Below are 17,483 nucleotides of genomic sequence, written 5' to 3'. Positions count from 1 at the left end.
GCAACCGATCCGCTCTTTTACGGACGTGAGAATCAGCACCCGTCCCAAGGGAACCGACGGTTACCAGGGGTCCAAGGTTGCTCCGCGTCCCGAAGTCGTCGAGCTGCACCCGGCGTGTATACACAGCAGGTATACACAGTGTGTAGAGTGCGGGGCATGTCCATCGGTCACACCCTCCTAGGACTCCTGGAGTCCGGCCCGCGCCACGGCTACGACCTCAAGCGGGCCTTCGACGAGAAGTTCGGTCAGGACCGGCCCCTGCACTACGGCCAGGTCTACTCGACGATGTCCCGGCTGCTGAAGCACGGCCTCGTGGAGGTCGACGGCATCGAGACCGGCGGCGGCCCCGAGCGCAAGCGCTACGCCATCACCGAGGCCGGCGTCACCGACGTGCAGCGCTGGCTCGCCACCCCGGAGAAGCCGGAGGAGTACCTCCAGTCGACCCTGTACACCAAGGTCGTCCTCGCCCTCCTCACCCACCGCGACGCCGCCGGCGTCCTCGACGTCCAGCGCTCCGAGCATCTGCGCAGCATGCGCATCCTGACCGACCGCAAGCGCAAGGGCGACCTCGCCGACCAGCTGATCTGCGACCACGCCCTGTTCCATCTGGAGGCCGATCTGCGCTGGCTGGAACTGGCCACCGCCCGTCTGGACAAGCTGCGCGCGGAGGTCGCCGCATGACTCCTCCCCCCGGTTCCCTGCTCACCGCCCGGGACCTCCGCAAGGCGTACGGCCCGACGGTCGCGCTGGACGGCGCCGAGTTCTCCATCCACCCCGGCGAGGTCGTCGCCGTCATGGGCCCCTCGGGCTCCGGCAAGTCGACGCTGCTGCACTGCCTGGCCGGCATCGTGCCGCCCGACTCCGGGTCGATCATGTACGACGGCCGGGAGCTGTCCGGCATGAGCGACGCCGAGCGCAGCGCGCTGCGGCGTGGCGAGTTCGGGTTCGTCTTCCAGTTCGGCCAGCTGGTCCCGGAGCTGACCTGTGTGGAGAACGTGGCCCTGCCGCTGCGGCTGAGCGGCACCCCGCGCAAGAAGGCCGAGCGCGCCGCGCTGACCTGGCTGGAGCGGCTGGAGGTGGACGACCTGGGCGGCAAGCGGCCCGGCGAGGTCTCCGGCGGCCAGGGGCAGCGGGTCGCGGTGGCGCGGGCACTGGTCACCGCGCCCAGGATGGTGTTCGCGGACGAGCCGACCGGCGCGCTCGACTCCCTCAACGGCGAGCGCGTGATGGAGCTGCTCACCGACGCGGCCCGCTCCACCAACGCGGCCGTCGTGCTGGTCACGCACGAGGCCCGGGTCGCCGCCTACTCCGACCGGGAGATCGTCGTACGCGACGGCAGGTCCCGGGACATGGAGCGCGCCGTATGAGCACCCGCGAGTGGGGCAGGGACCTCGGCCTGGGCTTCCGGTTCGCCTTCACCGGGGGGCGCGAGGGCTGGATCCGGGTGCTGCTGACGGCGGTCGGGGTCGGCCTCGGCGTGGCGCTGCTGCTGCTCACCACCGCGATACCGAACGCGCTCTCGGTCCGGCACGCCCGGGACAACGACCGCGCGGACCACACCTATGGCCCGGTACGGCCGAAGGCCGCGAACACCCTGGTGATCTCGGACACCGACACCGAGTTCCACGGCCACGACGTGCGCGGCCGGCTGGTGGAGCCGGAGGGCCCCGAGGCGCCGGTCCCGCCGGGCCTGACCGCGTACCCGGCGACCGGCGACATGGTCGTCTCCCCCGCCCTGAGGGAGCTGCTCGGCTCCAGCGAGGGCCGGCTGCTGCGGGCCCGGCTGCCGTACCGGATCACCGGCACGATCACCGAGGACGGGCTGGTGGGCTCGCGTGAACTCGCCTACTACGCCGGGGCGAAGAACCTGGCCCCGAAGATCGACGGCTCCCGGACCGCCCGGATCGACATGTACGGGTTGACGGGCACACCCCCGCAGAGCCATGCGGACCCGATCCTGATCCTGCTGGTGCTGGTGGTCTTCGTGGTGCTGCTGATGCCGGTGGCGGTGTTCATCGCCACCGCCGTGCGGTTCGGCGGCGAGCGCCGCGACCGCAGACTGGCCGCACTGCGCCTGGTGGGCTCCGACAGCCGGATGACCCGGCGGATCGCGGCCGGTGAGGCGCTGGCCGGATCGCTGGTCGGACTGGTCTTCGGCACCGCCTTCTTCCTGCTGGGCCGGCAGTTCGCGGGCTCGATGGAGGTCGTGGGCATCAGCGTGTTCCCCGACTATCTGAACCCCTCGCCCACGCTGGCCGCGCTGGTCGCCCTCGCCGTGCCCGCGGCGGCGGTGCTGGTCACGCTGTTCGCGCTGCGCGGGGTGGTCATCGAGCCGCTGGGCGTGGTGCGTACGGCCAAGCCTGCGCGCCGCCGGCTGTGGTGGCGGCTGCTGCTGCCGCTGGGCGGTATCGCGCTGCTCGCTCCGATGATCGGCCAGGGCGGCTCGGACGGCCAGTTCAACCAGTACCTGGTGACCGGCGGTGTGCTGCTGCTGCTCGTCGGTGTCACCGCGCTGCTGCCCTGGGCCGTGGAGGCGGTGGTGGCCCGGCTGCACCGCGGCTCGGTGGCCTGGCAACTGGCGGTCCGAAGGCTCCAGTTGAGCAGCGGTTCGGCGGCCCGGATGGTGAACGGCATCGCCGTCGCGGTGGCCGGCGCGGTCGCGCTCCAGATGCTGTTCGCCGGGGTCCAGGGCGACTACACCAAGCGGACCGGCCAGGACGTCACCCGGGCGCAGATGCAGATCAACCTGTCGGACGGCACCCCGTTCCGCACGGCCGCAGACCAGTTCCGCACGACCAAGGGGGTGCGCAAGGCGGTCTCGCTCGGCAGCGCCTCCCTCGGCGAGAAGGACTGGAAGAACGGGCCCGGGGACACGACCCTGCTGGTCTCCGGCACCTGTGCCTCGCTGCGTGAGACGGCCCGGCTGCCGTCCTGCCGCGACGGGGATGCCTTCGTGGTGACGGGCGGGGAGGACGACGCCGCCGTCACGAAGCTCGCCCGGCCGGGCCGGGTGCTCCATCTCGACGCCGATCACGGGGCGGGAAAGGGCCCGGACGTGCGCTGGACCGTGCCGGCGGGCCTGAAGCCGGCCCACGCGATCACCAGCCCCAACGGCACCAGGAGCAGCGCCGTCCTGTTGACCCCGGCGGCGGTGCCGGACCGGGTGGACCGGCTGCTGGACGGCACGGTGTACGTCATGTTCGACAAGGGCGTGCCCGACGTGTCCGAGTACACCCGCAACACGGCGGCGAAGGTCGACCCGTTCGCCGATGTCATGGTGTGGTCGACCACCGAGGAGTCCAGGAACTTCACCTCCATCCGCACCGGTCTGTACGTCGGCGCGCTGTGCGTCCTGGCGCTGATCGGCGCCAGCCTGCTGGTGACCCAGCTGGAACAGCTGCGCGAGCGGCGGAAGCTGCTGTCCTCGCTGATGGCCTTCGGCACCCGGCGGCGCACGCTGAGCCTCTCGGTGTTCTGGCAGACCGCCATCCCGGTCGCGCTCGGCCTGCTGCTGGCCTCGGTCGTCGGACTGACGCTCGGCGCGGTGCTGCTGAAGATGGTGGGCTCACCGCTGGGCGTGGACTGGCGGAGCGTGCTGTCGATGACCGGCGCCGGCGCGGCGGTGGTCCTCGTGGTCACCGCGCTGAGTCTGCCGCCGCTGCTGCGGCTGATGCGCCCGGAGGGGCTGCGGACCGAGTGACTCCCTGACGGCACAGGGCCCTTCCCGTGGCCGGGAGGGGCCCTCGGCGTTCATGCGCGGGCCCCTCAGCCGCCGTCGACCATCCGCACCGGCAGCATCCGCATCGCCTCCCGCAGCGCCCCCGCCAGCTCCTCGTACTCGGCACCGCGTGCCGACCCCGCGCGCATCGCGAGGGCGACCCGGCGGCTCGGGGCCGGATCGGCGAAGTAGCCGGTGAGCAACTGGCTGCTGCGGGTGGTCTCCAGCTTGAGCGCGGTGCGCGGCAGCAGGGTGCAGCCGAGGCCGCCCGCGACCAACTGGACCAGCGTGGACAGCCCGGCGGCCGTGGTGGTGACCGGGGCGGCCGCCCGTCGCCCGCCACCGTCCTGCACCGCGGGCCCCCGCCCCGCACCGGTCAGTCCGCGCCCCGCCTCCCGGCAGATGTCGAGGGCCTGGTCGCGCAGGCAGTGCCCCTCGTCCAGCAGCAGCAGGTTCAGCTCCTTCAGCGCCTCGCGCGGGATGCCCTCCCGGCCGCCGAGCCAGTGGTCGAGCGGGGTGACGAGCACGAAGTCCTCGTCGAACAGCGGAAGTTCGGCGATGCCGGGGACACCGAGCGGGACGGCGAGCAGCAGCAGGTCCAGACGGCCGGTGCCGAGGCCGTCGATCAGGCTGGAGGTCTGCTCCTCGTGCACCTGGAGGTCGAGGTCCGGGTAGCGGTCATGGACGAGCCGCAGCACGGTCGGCAGCAGATACGGCGCCACGGTGGGGATCACCCCGAGGCGCAGCGTGCCGGTGAAGGGGGCACGGACCGCCTCCGCCTCCTCCAGCAGTTCGCCGACCGCGTCCAGCACCGCCTTGGCCCGCACCGCGAGCCGCTCCCCCGCGGGCGAGAGCAGTACCTTGCGCGTCGTACGCTCGAGGAGGGTCACTCCCAGCGTCTCCTCCAGCGCCGAGACCGCGCCGGACAGGGCGGGCTGGCTCATGCCGATGGCCGCCGCCGCGTCCCTGAAGTGCAGATACTCGGCCACGGCGGCGAAGGCGCGCAGCTGCGCGAGGCTCGGCTGCCTCCGCTTACCGTTACTGATGGTCACTGATAGACACCTCCGATCAACCTGACCGAGTGTAGCTATTTCTTTAATCAATGCACCCTATGCCAACATCGACACAGTCCAACCCATGGGAATCACCCTCAAAAGGGGTGGTTCTTCGCTGCAAGGAGAGCCTGTGCTCACTGTCGGTGACAAGTTCCCCGAGTTCGACCTGACCGCTTGCGTCTCGCTGGAGAAGGGCAAGGAGTTCGAGCAGCTCAACCACAAGTCCTACGAGGGCAAGTGGCTGGTCGTGTTCGCCTGGCCGAAGGACTTCACCTTCGTCTGCCCGACCGAGATCGCCGCGTTCGGCAAGCTGAACGACGAGTTCGCCGACCGCGACGCCCAGATCCTCGGCTTCTCCGGTGACTCCGAGTTCGTGCACCACGCCTGGCGCAAGGACCACCCGGACCTGACCGGGCTGCCCTTCCCGATGATGGCCGACTCCAAGCACGAGCTCATGCGTGACCTGGGCATCGAGGGCGAGGACGGCTTCGCACAGCGCGCCGTGTTCATCGTGGACCCGAACCACGAGATCCAGTTCACGATGGTGACCGCCGGTTCCGTGGGCCGTAACCCCAAGGAGGTCCTGCGGGTCCTGGACGCCCTCCAGACCGACGAGCTGTGCCCGTGCAACTGGAGCAAGGGCGACGAGACCCTCGACCCGGTCGCGCTGCTGGCTGGTGAGTGACCCATGTCGCTCGACTCGCTGAAGTCCCGGGTCCCGGACTACGCCAAGGACCTCAAGCTCAACCTGGGCTCGGTCATCGGCAACTCCGACCTTCCGGCCCAGCAGCTGTGGGGCACGGTGCTCGCGACCGCGATCGCCTCCCGCTCCCCGATCGTGCTGCGTGAGCTGGAGCCGGAGGCGAAGGCGAACCTCTCGCCGGAGGCGTACACCGCGGCCAAGTCCGCGGCCGCCATCATGGCGATGAACAACGTCTTCTACCGCACCCGGCACCTGCTGTCCGACCACGAGTACGGCACCCTGCGCGCCGGGCTGCGGATGAACGTCATCGGCAACCCGGGCGTGGAGAAGGTCGACTTCGAGCTGTGGTCGTTCGCGGTCTCCGCGATCAACGGCTGCGGTCTGTGCCTGGACTCGCACGAGCAGGTGCTGCGCAAGGCCGGCATGGAGCGCGACACCGTCCAGGAGGCCTTCAAGATCGCTGCCGTCGTGCAGGCGGTCGGCGCCACCCTGGAGGCCGAGGCCGTGCTCGCCGAGTAAGGCCGGCGCCGCTTCGACGGAGGACCCCGCTCACCCCTGGTGGGCGGGGTCCTCCGCGTTCACCGCCACGGTCTCCTCCGGCACCGGGGCGACGGCGGCCGACCAGTGCGCCTCCTCGGAGTACTGCCGCAGATAGCCGACCACCGTGTTCGTCACGGCCACCAGCGGTACGGCGACCACCGCGCCGCCGATGCCGGCCACCATGCCGCCGGCCGCCACGGTCAGCACCACCGCGAGGGGGTGCACCCGCACCGCCCGGCCCAGGATGAACGGCTGGAGCACATGCCCCTCGATCTGCTGGACGGCGAGCACCACGGCCAGGGTCATCACCGCGGTGAACACACCCTGGGTCACCAGGGCCACGATCACCGCGAGCGCGCCGGAGGCCACCGCGCCGACCAGCGGGATGAAGGAGAACAGGAAGATGAAGACGGCCAGCGGGACCGCCATCGGCACATCGAGGAAGTAGATCCCGATGCCGATGAAGGTCGCGTCTATCAGGGCGACCAGCACGGTGCCGCGGACGTACGCGGTCAGGGTGCGCCAGGCGCGCGGGCCGGCGCCGGCCACGCCCTCCCGGGCCGCGGAGGGCACGAGCCTCAGGAACCAGCTCCAGATGCGCTTGCCGTCGTAGAGCAGGAAGAGCGTGGAGAAGAACACCAGCAGGATGCTGGTCAGCGCCTCCACTATGACCTGGACGCCCTCCAGGCCCGCCGACGTTATCTGGTCGGCGTTGGCGCCGATGGCCTCGCGCAGGTTCTTGGCGATCTGGTTGATCTGCTTGTCGGTGACGTGGAAGGGGCTCTTCAGCAGCCAGTTGCGCAGATCGTCGATGCCGGACTGGATCTGGTTGGAGAGCGTGTCGATGTTCTCCATGACCTGCCAGGTCACGAACCAGCCCATCAGACCGATCACCACGAAGCCGCTGATCGCGGTGAGCGCCGTGGCCGGGCCGCGCGGCACCCCGCGGCGGGTGAGCCGGGCGACCGTCGGCTGGAGCAGCGCGGTGATCAACAGGGCGATGACGAAGGCGAAGACCACCAGCTGGACGGCGCTGATGACCCGCATCAGCACCCAGACGGTGCCGGCGAGGACGAGCAGCCGCCAGCCGGCCTCGGCCGCCACCCGTACACCCCAGGGCACGGCCTGGGCGGGATCGGGGCGCGGGACGGGCGGGGAGGACACGGGGGGACGGCGGGCGTGCGGCAGTGCGTCGGCGACGGGTTCGGCGGCGGCCACGGCATCGCCCGCGGTGCCGGGCGCGGTACCGGCCGTGGCCGGCTCCGGGCGCACCGTCTCGGACGCGGGCGCGGCGTCCTCCTCGGCCACCTCCGCCTGGCGGGCGTCGAGCCGTTCGCTCATCTCGGTGAGACTCGCGCCCAGCTTGCCGAGCCACCCTGGCACTCGCGACATCATCCGTCCTCTTCCCCCGTGTCCACGGGTGCTCGCCACCACTCCCCCCAAGGAGCCGTGCGGTTACGACCGTACAGTGCGAAAGCCCCTTCCCTGAGTACGGGAAGGGGCTGCGCGGGGTCGAGCGTGGCGTGGCCGGAACTCAGTAGTTGCCGTTGGCCTGCCAGTAGGTCCAGGCGTCACAGGGGCTGCCGTAACGCTGGTTCATGTAGTTGAGGCCCCACTTGATCTGCGTGGCCGGGTTGGTCTGCCAGTCGGCGCCCGCGGAGGCCATCTTGCCGCCGGGCAGCGCCTGGACGAGTCCGTAGGCGCCCGAGGAGGCGTTGACCGCACGGTAGTTCCAGCTGGACTCGTGGCTCACGATGTTGCTGAAACACTGGTACTGGCCGGACGGCACGATCTGGCGCGCCATCGCCTGGATCTGGGCGACCGTGTACGAGGTCTGCACGGGGAAGCTGGCATTGGCGTCGCCACGGCTGGCGGCGGCCTTGGTCTCCGCGCGCTGCTTGGCCTCCTCGGCCGCCTTCTGGGCGGCAGCCTTCTTCGCGACCGCGGTCTCGGCGGCGGCCTTGCGGGCTGCTGCCTCGGCGTCCTTCTTGGCGCTCGCGTCCGCGGCGATGGCCTGGGAGTCGGCCTGCTGCGTCAGGGTCGCGGACTGGACCTGGGCCTGCTGACCCGTCGGTATGTCCGCGAGGAGCGTGGTGTCGGCTGCTGCCGTCGGCTCGACGTCGTTGTTCTGCGCGACGCTGCCCGAGGCAACTCCGACGACGCTTCCGACGGCGGTGACCGCGGTGGCCGACGCCACTGCGAATCCCCGGACCGAAATCCGGCTCACACGGTTTCCTTCCAGCATCGCCCGCTTCGGTGACCCTGGCGGACGCAATCGTGCCCCTGGCACTGGCCTCCCAACTGCGGGGTCACGGGAGGCACGGGCCCGGTGGGCAACTCCCCGTGCGGGAAGCGCCGCGTGGTGCGCGGGCGGCATACGACGAACGCTATGGAGTTGGTGCACTTCCTGTTGTTCCGCACCGCTGGGGGTGCAGCTGTGTCGTATGCGGGGCCTGACAGGACTGAGACTCTGCCGTAACCGGACGCCGGGAGGCAATTCCGAGTTGAGTGTGAAAGCTCACATCCCGTTTGGCCCAGGGGATTTCCGGAAACCCGCACACGCGAAGGCGCCGCCCGACTAGGCTCTGATGCCTTTGCCGGACGGCGCCAACCGGGCTGGATCGGCTCAGATATGGCCGTCTTCGAGCATTTCGGTCACAAGGGCGGCGATCTGGGATCTCTCGGACCGGGTCAGGGTGACATGCGCGAACAGCGGATGCCCCTTCAGCTTCTCCACCACGGCGACCACGCCGTCGTACCGCCCGACGCGCAGATTGTCCCGCTGTGCCACGTCATGGGTCAGTACCACCCGGGAGTTGGCGCCGATCCGGGACAGCACCGTCAGCAGCACATTGCGCTCCAGCGACTGCGCCTCGTCCACGATGACGAACGCGTCGTGCAGCGAACGGCCGCGGATGTGGGTGAGCGGCAGGACCTCCAGCATGCCGCGCGCGGTGACCTCCTCGATGACCTCCCGGCTGGTGACCGCCGACAGCGTGTCGAACACGGCCTGCGCCCAGGGGCTCATCTTCTCCGCCTCGGTGCCCGGCAGATAGCCCAACTCCTGCCCGCCGACCGCGTACAGCGGCCGGAACACCATGACCTTCTGGTGCTGGCGGCGCTCCAGGACCGCCTCCAGGCCCGCGCACAGCGCCAGCGCCGACTTGCCGGTGCCGGCCCGGCCGCCCATCGAGACGATCCCGACGTCCGGGTCGAGCAGCAGATCGAGGGCGATGCGCTGCTCGGCACTGCGGCCCTTGATGCCGAACGCCTCCCGGTCGCCGCGCACCAGCCGGACGTTGCCCTCCGCGGTGATCCGGCCGAGCGCCTTGCCGCGCTCCGACTGGATGGTCAGACCGGTGTGCACGGGGAGCTCGGACGCCTGTGGCACATAGACGTGCCCGGCCTCGAAGAGGACGTCCACCTGCTCGCCGGGGAGCGTCAGTTCGGTCATCCCGGTCCAGCCCGAGTTCTCCGTGATGGCCAGCTCCGCCCGGTACTCCTCGGCGAGGAGCCCGACGGACGAGGCCTTGATGCGCAGCGGCAGGTCCTTCGACACGACGGTGACGTCGAACCCCTCGGCCTGGAGGTTGCGGGCCACCGCGAGGATGCGGGAGTCGTTGTCCCCCAGGCGGTAGCCGGTGGGCAGCACGCTGGGGTCCGAGTGGTTGAGCTCGACACGCATGGTCCCGCCCAGATCCCCGATCGGGATGGGGGAGTCGAGACGGCCGCACCGCACCCGGTAGTCGTCCAGCAGGCGCAGGGCCTGGCGGGCGAAGTACCCGAGTTCGGGATGGTGCCGCTTGGCCTCCAGTTCCGTGACCACCACGATGGGGAGCACCACCTCGTGCTCCTCGAAGCGGGTCAGGGCGCTCGGGTCGGCCAGCAGGACGCTGGTGTCGAGAACATAGGTGCGCCGGTCGGGCTTGCGGCGCTTTGTGCTGGTCACCACGGAAGGACGTACCCCCTCGGATGAGGTCGGGGAGCGACGAAGTGGAAGCCGGGCCGGGAGGGCGGGGCGGACCGGAACGGCCGACGGCCCCTGCACACGGCGGGCCCGGGGCCGGACCTCCGCGGCGCTGTCGCACGGTCGTGCTGGTGCAAAGGACCTCCCGGGCGGACGGCCCCTGCCGCCCGCTGAGATCCGACGCCCGGGGTTCGGGCGTCGACCTGCCTGGGTTATGCCCTCGAACGGGCGCCGCCATGCAAAAGCGGCCACCGCCACGGCCGTGAACTCCTGGTGACGGCAGTTCGAACGGGGACGCGCGAGGGCCCCGCCGGTGCTCGCACCGACGGGGCCCTCATGCGTGTCTCAGCCGCCGAACCGCCGGTGACGTGCGGCGTAGTCGCGCAGCGCGCGCAGGAAGTCGACCTTGCGGAAGGCGGGCCAGTAGACGTCGCAGAAGTAGTACTCGGAGTGGGCCGTCTGCCACAGCATGAATCCGGACAGCCGCTGCTCCCCGCTGGTGCGGATGACGAGGTCCGGGTCGGGCTGGTCACTCGTGTAGAGGTGACGGCCGATCATGTCGATGTCGACGGACTCGGCGAGGTCCGCCATCGCGACGCCCTCGTCGTGGGCCTCGAACAGCATGGAGCGCACGGCGTCGGCGATCTCCTGCCGGCCGCCGTAGCCGATGGCCACGTTGACCACTATGCCCTCGGTGTGGGCGGTGGTCTCCTCGGCCTCCTTGAGGGTGGCCTGCATGCCCGCGGGGAGCAGGTCCATGGCGCCCACGTGGTGCACCCGCCAGCGGCCGTCGGCGGCGAGGGTGCGCACGACGTCCTCGATGATGCCGAGCAGCGGGCCGAGTTCGTCCTGCGGGCGGTCGAAGTTGTCCGTGGACAGCAGCCACAGGGTGACGACCTCGACATCGGTCTCGGAGCACCAGCCGAGGAACTCCTCGATCTTGTCCGCGCCGGCCCGGTGACCGTGCACCGCGGTGGAACCCGACGCCTTCGCCCAGCGGCGGTTGCCGTCCATGATGACGCCGATGTGCTTGGGCACCTGGTCGTGGTCGAGGTGGCCTTCCACCCGGCGTGCGTAGAGCCTGACCAGCAGGCCGCGCAGTTTGTCGCGCAGGTTCACGTGGCCCTCCGGAGGGTTGGCGCGGGGTACGTTGCCGGGCCCGTCGAGCCTACCGCTGCCTGGGCCCTGGTCCGGCCCTGGTGCGGCGGGGACGAGGGGCGGGGCGGGGCGGGATCGGGGATCCGGCCCCCTCCGTAGGGACGCACGCCGGGCGGTGACCGGTTCCCGGTCGGGACCTCTCGCGTGGCCAAGAAAAAACGGGCCGGTCCGTGGGGGGGAGACGGACCGGCCCGAGGGGGGGTTTCCACCATAACCCTTCGTAAGGGCGGATGGGGGCATCGGCGTGCCACAACTACTCTCCGGAGTCGCCCGGGAACGCCCTGATGAATGTGGAACGATGGATTCAGGGGGTCCATTCGGGGGATCCACCGGAGAATCCCAGGCAAACTCGGCCGGAAGCGATGAAAACCTAAGGAATTCGAAGACTTGCCGCCATCCGGGGCCGCATCGGCGTGTTGCCCCTGGATCCCCCCGACGGACTACTCGTCCGGCGAACGACGGCTTGACGGCCCGCGCGCGCACCCACGGGGCGATCTCCCCGTTTCACGGCACCGCGCAGCCCCCTCCACTGCGCGGTACCACCCGCGCTGCTTTGCTTGCGCGATTTGCGTTGGTCTGAACTTACGTGACGGGTGGGGCTGTTGTGAACAGTGTCCGATAACGATGTGGACACTGCGGACTCCCCGAGGGGTCTAGTGCCGCGGCAGGCAACGTTCGCCCGTCAAGGAGCGGCGTCCGGTGCGTGCTCTCGGTGCGGCGAGAGTGCGTGCAGGGCGTCGCGACGGGGCGGACGTCGCCTGTTGCGGCACTAGAGGGGCTTACGGGCGTCGAAGAGGTGCCGGGAGCTGTGGGCGACGAACGGCCCCTCCCGCTCGATCCGCTCGTGCAGCGCCCGGAGTTGGGGCTCGTACGCCTCGACGGTGAACCCGGGCACCATCCAGACGACCTTGCGCAGGAAGTGGACAACGGCGGCGATGTCGCGGAACTCCATCCGCAGCCGCTCCGCCGGCAGCGCGGCGATCTCCAGGCCCGCCGCCTCGGCCGCGGCCCGCTCCCGCCGCGGGTCCCGCGCGCGGCGCACGGCCTCCGGCTGCGGACCGATGAAGTACTCGACCAGTTCGAAGACGCTGGCGGGCCCGACATGCTGGGCGAAGTACGTGCCGCCGGGCCGGAGCACCCGCGCGATCTCGTCCCAGTGCGGCACCACCGGATGCCGGCTGAGCACCAGGTCGAAGGCCCCGTCGGCGAACGGCAGCGGCGCGTCGTCCGGGGCGGCGACGACCACCACGCCCTGCGGTCGCAGCAGGGCGGTGGCCTTGGCCGTGTTCGGCGCCCAGCCCTCGGTGGCGGCGACCAGCCGGGGCCTGGCCGGGGCGGCCGCGCCGAGGCTGAAGGCCAGCACCTCCCCGCCCCCGGTCTGGATGTCCAGCGCGGCCTCGGCACCGGCCAGCCGCTCCCCTGCCGAGCGCGCGTACCCCCAGGAGGGCCGCGCCTCGGTGGCCCGCCCCTCGAACCAGGAGAAGTCCCACCCCTCGGTGGGCACCGCGGCGCCCTCGGCGACGAGGTCGGCGAAGGACCGGCGCGCTGCAGTCATGCCCCCATGATGGCGGGCTCCGGCGCCCCGGTCCTCCCCTTTTCCGCCCCGGGGCTTCGCGGGCTCCGGCGGGAACACCCGCCGAGTGGAGTCATGGGCGCCCCCCGCGCGGGGGATGGGAAGGGGGACGAACGCTTTTCGGGGCAGGCCCGTTGACGGTGGAGGAACGATGGCGCGACGACGGTGGCGGGACGGCCGGGGAGTGCTGCGCGTCCCCGGGGAGACCCGGGCGGTGGAGATCCCCCTGGAGATCGCGGCCTCCTACCGGGCCCGCACCAGGGGCCTGCTCGGCCGCACCGGTATCGACGGCGCGCTGCTCCTGTCCCCGGCCAACAGCATCCACACCTTCGGGATGCGCGTCCCCATCGACGTCGCGTACCTGGACCGCCGGCTGACGGTCCGCGCCGTCCGCACCATGCGGCCGGGCCGCCTGGGCCTGCCCCGCCCGCGGGCCCGGCATGTGCTGGAGGCGGAGGCGGGAACGATGGCGGAATGGGGGCTGCGGGCCGGGGTGCGGGTGGAGGTGGACGGGAACGGGGGCGGGGCCGGGTGAGCCGTCGGTCGGGCCGTCAGTCCGCGGTGCGCGGGAAGGACACCTCCACCCGGCGGTTCTTCTTGCGGCCCTCCTCCGTGGAGTTGTCGGCGATGGGGTACTGCTCGCCGTAGCCGCGCACCTCGAAGGTGATGTCGGGACTGTCGAGGTCCTGGCCGAGGACCGCCTGGACGGCGTTGGCACGCTGCCGGGAGAGGAGGACGCCGTGGCTGGAGGAGCCGAGGTCGTCGGTGAAGCCGAAGACGCGGACCTGGGTGGCGTGCTGCTTCCTGATCTCCCCGGCGATGGCGGCGATGCGGGCCTTGGCGTCGGCGCCGAGTTTCGCGCTGTCCTTGCCGAAGAGGACCTCTGCCTGGAGGGCGAAGGTGACGTCCGCGTTGGTGTCCTCGCGGCGCTCGTCCCCGCTCTGGTCCTCCACGACCGACTTGATGTCGAGCACCTTGGGCTGGGCGAGCGTGGCCCCCTCGGGCAGCTTGAGGTCCGGGTCCCTGGCGTCGATCTTCACGGGCGCGGCGGCCGACGGCGCCGTGTCGGGGGGCCCGTTGGGGTCCGTGCCGTCGGCGTGCGCGGAGGTGAGCGTGGCGGCCAGCAGGAACGCGGCGGAGGTGAGGGTCAGCGCGAGACGGGGTCGGGTGGTCACGGGGGGCCTCAGCCGGAGATGGGGAGGGTGGCGGAGGAGAAGGTCGGCAGCTGGAACTCCACCTGGTTCGTGGGAGGCGCCGGGAACTGCATGAAGACCGCGAGCGTGTCGCCGGCCCGCAGGGTCGAGAAGCCCGTCGTGGTCAGCGGCCGGCCCTCGGTGTCCCGCAGTACGTAGTACCGCTTCTTGCCCTTCGGGTCGACCAGCGTGGCCCCGCCCAGGGACCTGCCGTTCTTGATGATCTCGGTCTCGTTGCCGCTGAGCGCGGAGGGGATGACGACGCTCTGGGCGCCGTCGTTCTTCAGGGTGCCGTTGACGGTGACGAACCCGCCGGAGTCCCGCTGCGCGGAGGTGATCCGCAGGCTCAGGCCGTCGGAGCCCCGCAGTTCGGCCAGCGGTTTGTCCGACTGCCCCTCCTGGGTGCTGGGCCCGGCCCCGGCCGTCCCGGAAGCGGATGCCGTCTTCGCCGGCCGCTTGCCGTCGTCGCCGCCTCTGCCGCACCCGGCCGCTCCGGCGGCCAGGGCGGCCAGGGCGGCCAGGGCGGCCACCCCTCTGCGGGTCTTCGCGGTGAACCGCATGGTCATAGTCCGCTTCCTTCGTCACTCATCGTTCGTCAGTCGGCCAGATGCACATCGAAGAGGTCCTCGGGCCCGGGAAGCCCCGACGGGTCGTCCGGATTCAGGTCCCACACCTTGTCCTTGCAGGTGAGCCGGGGCAGATCCGCCTTCGCGGCGCCCCGCGCCGCACCGCCCCCGGCGCCCTTCGGCGGCAGCTCGAAGGTGCACAGGGGCTCGATCTCGGCGGTGGCGGAGGCCGTCGATCGGAACTTCTCCGTACCGGGTACGACGGAGCGGCCGACGGACTTGTCGGTCCGCACCTCGGCCCGGTACCTGAGCAGCCCGTCCGGGCCGCACCCGGTCAGCCGGGCGTCGTTCCGTCCGGCCAGTTCCCCGGCCCGTGCGCAGGGGTCGCCGTCGAGGGGCGCGTCGCCGTCGAGGACGGCCTGCCACTTGGCCGGGTCGAGCAGCACCTTCAGCCACTGGGCGGTGAGCTGGTCCCGCACGTCCTGGGCAGCCGCGAGCGCCGCGGCGTCAGCGGCCGTCTGGGCGCCGCCCCGGTTCACCGCCGCCTGGCCGACCGCGAGGTAGGCGAGCGCAAGAAAGAGCAGGCCCGCCACCACCGTGAGATAGATGGGGAAGGCCTGCCCTGCGTCACGGACCGGCCGGGTCAGCCGCCGGTGACCTCGGAGATCTTCGAGGTGATCGCGTCGTAGATCGTCTGTCCGATGCTCGTCCCGGTGATCGCCAGCACGATCGCCACCACCACCGCGATGATGCCGAGGTACTCCACCGCGGTCTGCCCCCGGTCGTTGCGCGCGGCACGGGTCATCAGGTACGTGACGGTGGTGTTGAACCATTTGCTCACGGTTGTCCCCTCCAGCTGCGCGTCCGATCGGGGCACCGTACGAGGCGACCACCCGATCGGCCGAGGGTCCCAGGACCCAACCCCGGGCCCATTTAACGGCGTCGGCGCCGGTCCGCTCCGGCATCTCACGCCACCCCCAGCCATTTCGCCGTGGCCTGGGACCTGGTGGCGGTCTGGAGCTTGGCGAAGATGCGGTTGATGTGGTTCTTGACGGTCTTCTCGCTGATGAAGCAGACGGCGGCGATCTGCTGGTTGGTCATACCGGACGCGATAAGGTCCATGATCTCCGCCTCCCTGGCACTCAGCCGGAACCGCGAGCGGATCGACTGTCCCACAGTGGATTGCAGTTGTGAAGGCACGAGGGAGGTATTTTGGCCTACCATTGGGGCGAGTTGGGATTCTCTGTGTGCAGGTGCACTCCTCTGTAACTCGGCCAGTAACGCCCGCGTCGCCCCCGGCGTCACATGCGGCCGGCCCTCGTGGACGTCACGTACGGCCCGTCCCAGCTGCTCGGCCGTGAACTCGCCGTGCACCAGGTATCCCCCCGCCCCCAGCCGCAGCGCCTCCCGCACCGTCTCGGCCTCATGGCTGTAGGTGAGCATCATGACGGGCGCGAGGCGCACCAGGTGGGGCAATGCCGAGATGCCGTCCGCACCGGGCATGCGGACGTCGAGGAGGATGACGTCCGGACGGTGCCGGAGCGCTGCCTCGTACGCCTCGCGACCGTCCGCCGCCTGCGCCACCACGGTGGTGTCCGCGCGGTCCGTGAGCAGCGCGGTGAGGCCGGCCCGCACCACAGGGTTGTCGTCGGCCACCAGCAGCCTCAATCGGGTGGGCGGCCGGAAGGCCGGTATGCCGGGGTCGTTCGTGTGCTGCCGCATGGGCGTGCCGTGCCTCCTTTCAGGGCTCCGGGATTCGCAGGGGGAGTTCGACCCGCACCTCGGTGCCACGGGGGTGGGTGCCGCGGCCGATGCGGATGCGGGCACCCGCCTGTGCGGCGCGTTCGACCATGCCGAGCAGCCCGAAGTGGCCTCGGGCCCGCAGCTGTTCGAGGGTGGTGCCGGGTGGCAGACCGCGGCCGTCGTCGTGGATCGTCAGGCGCAGCAGGGTGCCGTCGACGCAGAGCCGTACGTCCACGCGGGTCGCCTCGGCGTGCCGGTGGGCGTTCTCCAGTGCCTCCGTGGCAATGGCGAGGAGGGCGCGGGCCGGGGCGGCGGGCAGCGGCGGCAGCGTGGCCGGTGGGTCCGGGCAGGCGCAGGTGACGTCGAGTGCGGTACGGGCGGCGAAGTCCCGTACGGAGTCGGCGAGCCCGGACCAGAACGGCCTGCCCCGCTCGGGCTGTTCGTCTCGCAGGTCCACGAGCAGCTCCCGGGACTCGGCCGCCGCGCGGCGGGCCGAGCGGGAGACCAGTCCGGCCTGTTCGCGGATGCGGGCCGGGTCGGGGGCGGTGGCCGAGGCGGTGGCCGCGAGGCCGTCGGCGGCGAGGGCGACGCCGTAGAGGGTCTTGGCGACGGAATCGTGCATCTCCCGGGCCAGCCGGGCGCGTTCGGCGCTCACGGCTTCGGCCGCCGCGAGCCGCGCGCGGACCGCCGTCAGCGCCTCGGTGGCGGCACCGAAGCGGAGCATCAGGCCGCGCAGGGTCGACCCCATGGCGCCCACGACGACGCACAGACCGGGCAGCAGCAGGGCCTCCGCCACAGGGGCGGACCGGCCGGACTTCAGGGTGAGGTGGACGACGAACAGGATGAGCGCCTGGAGCGAGGCGAAGCAGGCCGCCCCGCGCCAGCTGTAGAGCAGTCCGGCGAGCAGCGGGGTGCAGACTCCGACGTAGGCGAGCGTGGTGTCCGGCCCGGCCGACACCAGTAGGAGCGACCCGACGAGGGTGTCGGCGGCGAGCAGCGCGGGGTGGCGCAACAGAAGCGGCCCGAACCGCTCCCAGTCCCGGAACAGGACGTACGACACCATGACCGTGACGACGACGGCCACCCCGACGAGCCGCACGCCGACCCCGGGCGCGGCGTTCAACAGGGCGGCGGGCGCCGCTACGACGGTCATGGCCAGCCGGAACCCGAAGACCTGCCTGCACATGGCCTGGAGAGCGCGGATCTGGAGCTGCTCGGAGGGGGGTTCGGGGGAGGGGTCCGCACCGGGAGTGGCGAAGGACGGGAC

18 protein-coding genes are annotated in these 17,483 nt (G+C 71.3%); 6 read left to right on the top strand and 12 right to left on the bottom strand.

The features are described 5' to 3' along the window. Positions 1-156 precede the first annotated feature (156 nt). The 3 genes from VT52_RS16320 to VT52_RS16310 are packed head-to-tail and all read left to right on the top strand — an operon-like array spanning position 157 to position 3,700. On the top strand, positions 157-681 hold the full coding sequence (locus VT52_RS16320; protein ID WP_046423466.1) for a PadR family transcriptional regulator: 525 nt from the start codon (positions 157-159) through the stop codon (positions 679-681). Further along, positions 678-1,367, top strand: coding sequence for an ABC transporter ATP-binding protein (locus VT52_RS16315; protein WP_046423464.1), 690 nt, complete (start codon positions 678-680; stop codon positions 1,365-1,367). The genes VT52_RS16320 and VT52_RS16315 overlap by 4 nt, the downstream gene beginning before the upstream one ends. Further along, positions 1,364-3,700, top strand: coding sequence for an ABC transporter permease (locus VT52_RS16310; protein ID WP_046423462.1), 2,337 nt, complete (start codon positions 1,364-1,366; stop codon positions 3,698-3,700). Before VT52_RS16315 ends, VT52_RS16310 begins: the two co-directional genes overlap by 4 nt. 65 nt (positions 3,701-3,765) lie before the next feature. Here VT52_RS16310 and VT52_RS16305 read toward each other — a convergent pair whose 3' ends face one another. Next, complete coding sequence (locus VT52_RS16305) at positions 3,766-4,770, bottom strand: LysR substrate-binding domain-containing protein (protein WP_046423460.1); 1,005 nt, start codon at positions 4,768-4,770, stop codon at positions 3,766-3,768. 133 nt (positions 4,771-4,903) lie between these two features. Between VT52_RS16305 and VT52_RS16300 the strand changes: the two genes are divergently transcribed. Both VT52_RS16300 and VT52_RS16295 read left to right on the top strand, forming a co-directional pair. Beyond that, positions 4,904-5,458 (top strand): peroxiredoxin, encoded by a 555-nt coding sequence (locus tag VT52_RS16300; RefSeq protein WP_046423459.1) that lies wholly within the window; start codon positions 4,904-4,906, stop codon positions 5,456-5,458. Positions 5,459-5,461: 3 nt separating this feature from the next. Continuing rightward, the gene (locus tag VT52_RS16295; RefSeq protein WP_046423457.1) at positions 5,462-5,995 is read left to right on the top strand and encodes an alkyl hydroperoxide reductase; all 534 of its coding nucleotides are present in this window, start codon (positions 5,462-5,464) and stop codon (positions 5,993-5,995) included. Positions 5,996-6,025: 30 nt separating this feature from the next. Here the strand turns inward: VT52_RS16295 and VT52_RS16290 are convergent, their stop codons facing one another. From VT52_RS16290 to VT52_RS16270, 5 genes are all read right to left on the bottom strand, one after another. Further along, the gene (locus VT52_RS16290; RefSeq protein WP_046423505.1) at positions 6,026-7,408 is read right to left on the bottom strand and encodes an AI-2E family transporter; all 1,383 of its coding nucleotides are present in this window, start codon (positions 7,406-7,408) and stop codon (positions 6,026-6,028) included. Between the two features lie 142 nt (positions 7,409-7,550). Then, positions 7,551-8,243, bottom strand: coding sequence for an aggregation-promoting factor C-terminal-like domain-containing protein (locus VT52_RS16285; protein WP_206306527.1), 693 nt, complete (start codon positions 8,241-8,243; stop codon positions 7,551-7,553). 399 nt (positions 8,244-8,642) lie between these two features. Further along, a complete protein-coding gene (locus VT52_RS16280) occupies positions 8,643-9,968 on the bottom strand; it encodes a PhoH family protein (RefSeq protein ID WP_046423453.1) in 1,326 nt (441 codons plus the stop codon). Between the two features lie 360 nt (positions 9,969-10,328). Beyond that, positions 10,329-11,102 (bottom strand): isoprenyl transferase, encoded by a 774-nt coding sequence (locus tag VT52_RS16275; RefSeq protein ID WP_046423451.1) that lies wholly within the window; start codon positions 11,100-11,102, stop codon positions 10,329-10,331. 808 nt (positions 11,103-11,910) lie between these two features. Next, positions 11,911-12,696 carry a class I SAM-dependent methyltransferase gene (locus VT52_RS16270; protein ID WP_071387456.1) on the bottom strand — a complete coding sequence of 262 codons (786 nt, stop codon included), beginning with the start codon at positions 12,694-12,696 and terminating at the stop codon, positions 11,911-11,913. Between the two features lie 169 nt (positions 12,697-12,865). On the opposite strand from VT52_RS16270, the gene VT52_RS16265 reads away from it, so the two are divergent. Further along, entirely contained in the window at positions 12,866-13,249 is a 384-nt protein-coding gene (locus tag VT52_RS16265) for a DUF192 domain-containing protein (protein WP_071387455.1), read from the top strand. A 16-nt stretch (positions 13,250-13,265) separates the two neighbouring features. Here the strand turns inward: VT52_RS16265 and VT52_RS16260 are convergent, their stop codons facing one another. From VT52_RS16260 to VT52_RS16235, 6 genes are all read right to left on the bottom strand, one after another. Further along, positions 13,266-13,889 (bottom strand): OmpA family protein, encoded by a 624-nt coding sequence (locus VT52_RS16260; RefSeq protein WP_071387454.1) that lies wholly within the window; start codon positions 13,887-13,889, stop codon positions 13,266-13,268. 8 nt (positions 13,890-13,897) lie between these two features. Then, a complete protein-coding gene (locus VT52_RS16255; protein WP_071387453.1) occupies positions 13,898-14,473 on the bottom strand; it encodes a hypothetical protein in 576 nt (191 codons plus the stop codon). 29 nt (positions 14,474-14,502) lie between these two features. Beyond that, on the bottom strand, positions 14,503-15,120 hold the full coding sequence (locus tag VT52_RS16250) for a pilus assembly protein TadG-related protein (protein WP_046425240.1): 618 nt from the start codon (positions 15,118-15,120) through the stop codon (positions 14,503-14,505). After that, a complete protein-coding gene (locus VT52_RS16245; protein ID WP_037664603.1) occupies positions 15,117-15,314 on the bottom strand; it encodes a Flp family type IVb pilin in 198 nt (65 codons plus the stop codon). Before VT52_RS16245 ends, VT52_RS16250 begins: the two co-directional genes overlap by 4 nt. A gap of 125 nt (positions 15,315-15,439) precedes the next feature. Beyond that, positions 15,440-16,195 (bottom strand): response regulator transcription factor, encoded by a 756-nt coding sequence (locus tag VT52_RS16240; protein ID WP_046425237.1) that lies wholly within the window; start codon positions 16,193-16,195, stop codon positions 15,440-15,442. A 19-nt stretch (positions 16,196-16,214) separates the two neighbouring features. After that, positions 16,215-17,483, bottom strand: a 1,269-nt coding sequence (locus tag VT52_RS16235) for a sensor histidine kinase (protein ID WP_240509774.1), incomplete at its 5' end; no start/stop codon positions are given.

It is taken from the genome of Streptomyces malaysiense (assembly GCF_000980885.2).
GTDB lineage: Bacteria > Actinomycetota > Actinomycetes > Streptomycetales > Streptomycetaceae > Streptomyces > Streptomyces malaysiense.
The sequence above is the reverse complement of the archived record's forward strand: the minus strand, read 5'-3'. Positions and strand labels throughout refer to the sequence as shown.

Bases quoted from the DNA above. Each gene is read 5' to 3' on its own strand.
- VT52_RS16320 (WP_046423466.1), top strand. From the start codon at position 157: ATGTCCATCGGTCACACCCTCCTAGGACTCCTGGAGTCCGGCCCGCGC.
- VT52_RS16315 (WP_046423464.1), top strand. From the start codon at position 678: ATGACTCCTCCCCCCGGTTCCCTGCTCACCGCCCGGGACCTCCGCAAG.
- VT52_RS16310 (WP_046423462.1), top strand. From the start codon at position 1,364: ATGAGCACCCGCGAGTGGGGCAGGGACCTCGGCCTGGGCTTCCGGTTC.
- VT52_RS16295 (WP_046423457.1), top strand. From the start codon at position 5,462: ATGTCGCTCGACTCGCTGAAGTCCCGGGTCCCGGACTACGCCAAGGAC.
- VT52_RS16290 (WP_046423505.1), bottom strand. From the start codon at position 7,408: ATGTCGCGAGTGCCAGGGTGGCTCGGCAAGCTGGGCGCGAGTCTCACC.
- VT52_RS16270 (WP_071387456.1), bottom strand. From the start codon at position 12,696: ATGACTGCAGCGCGCCGGTCCTTCGCCGACCTCGTCGCCGAGGGCGCC.
- VT52_RS16265 (WP_071387455.1), top strand. From the start codon at position 12,866: ATGGCGCGACGACGGTGGCGGGACGGCCGGGGAGTGCTGCGCGTCCCC.
- VT52_RS16255 (WP_071387453.1), bottom strand. From the start codon at position 14,473: ATGACCATGCGGTTCACCGCGAAGACCCGCAGAGGGGTGGCCGCCCTG.
- VT52_RS16240 (WP_046425237.1), bottom strand. From the start codon at position 16,195: ATGCGGCAGCACACGAACGACCCCGGCATACCGGCCTTCCGGCCGCCC.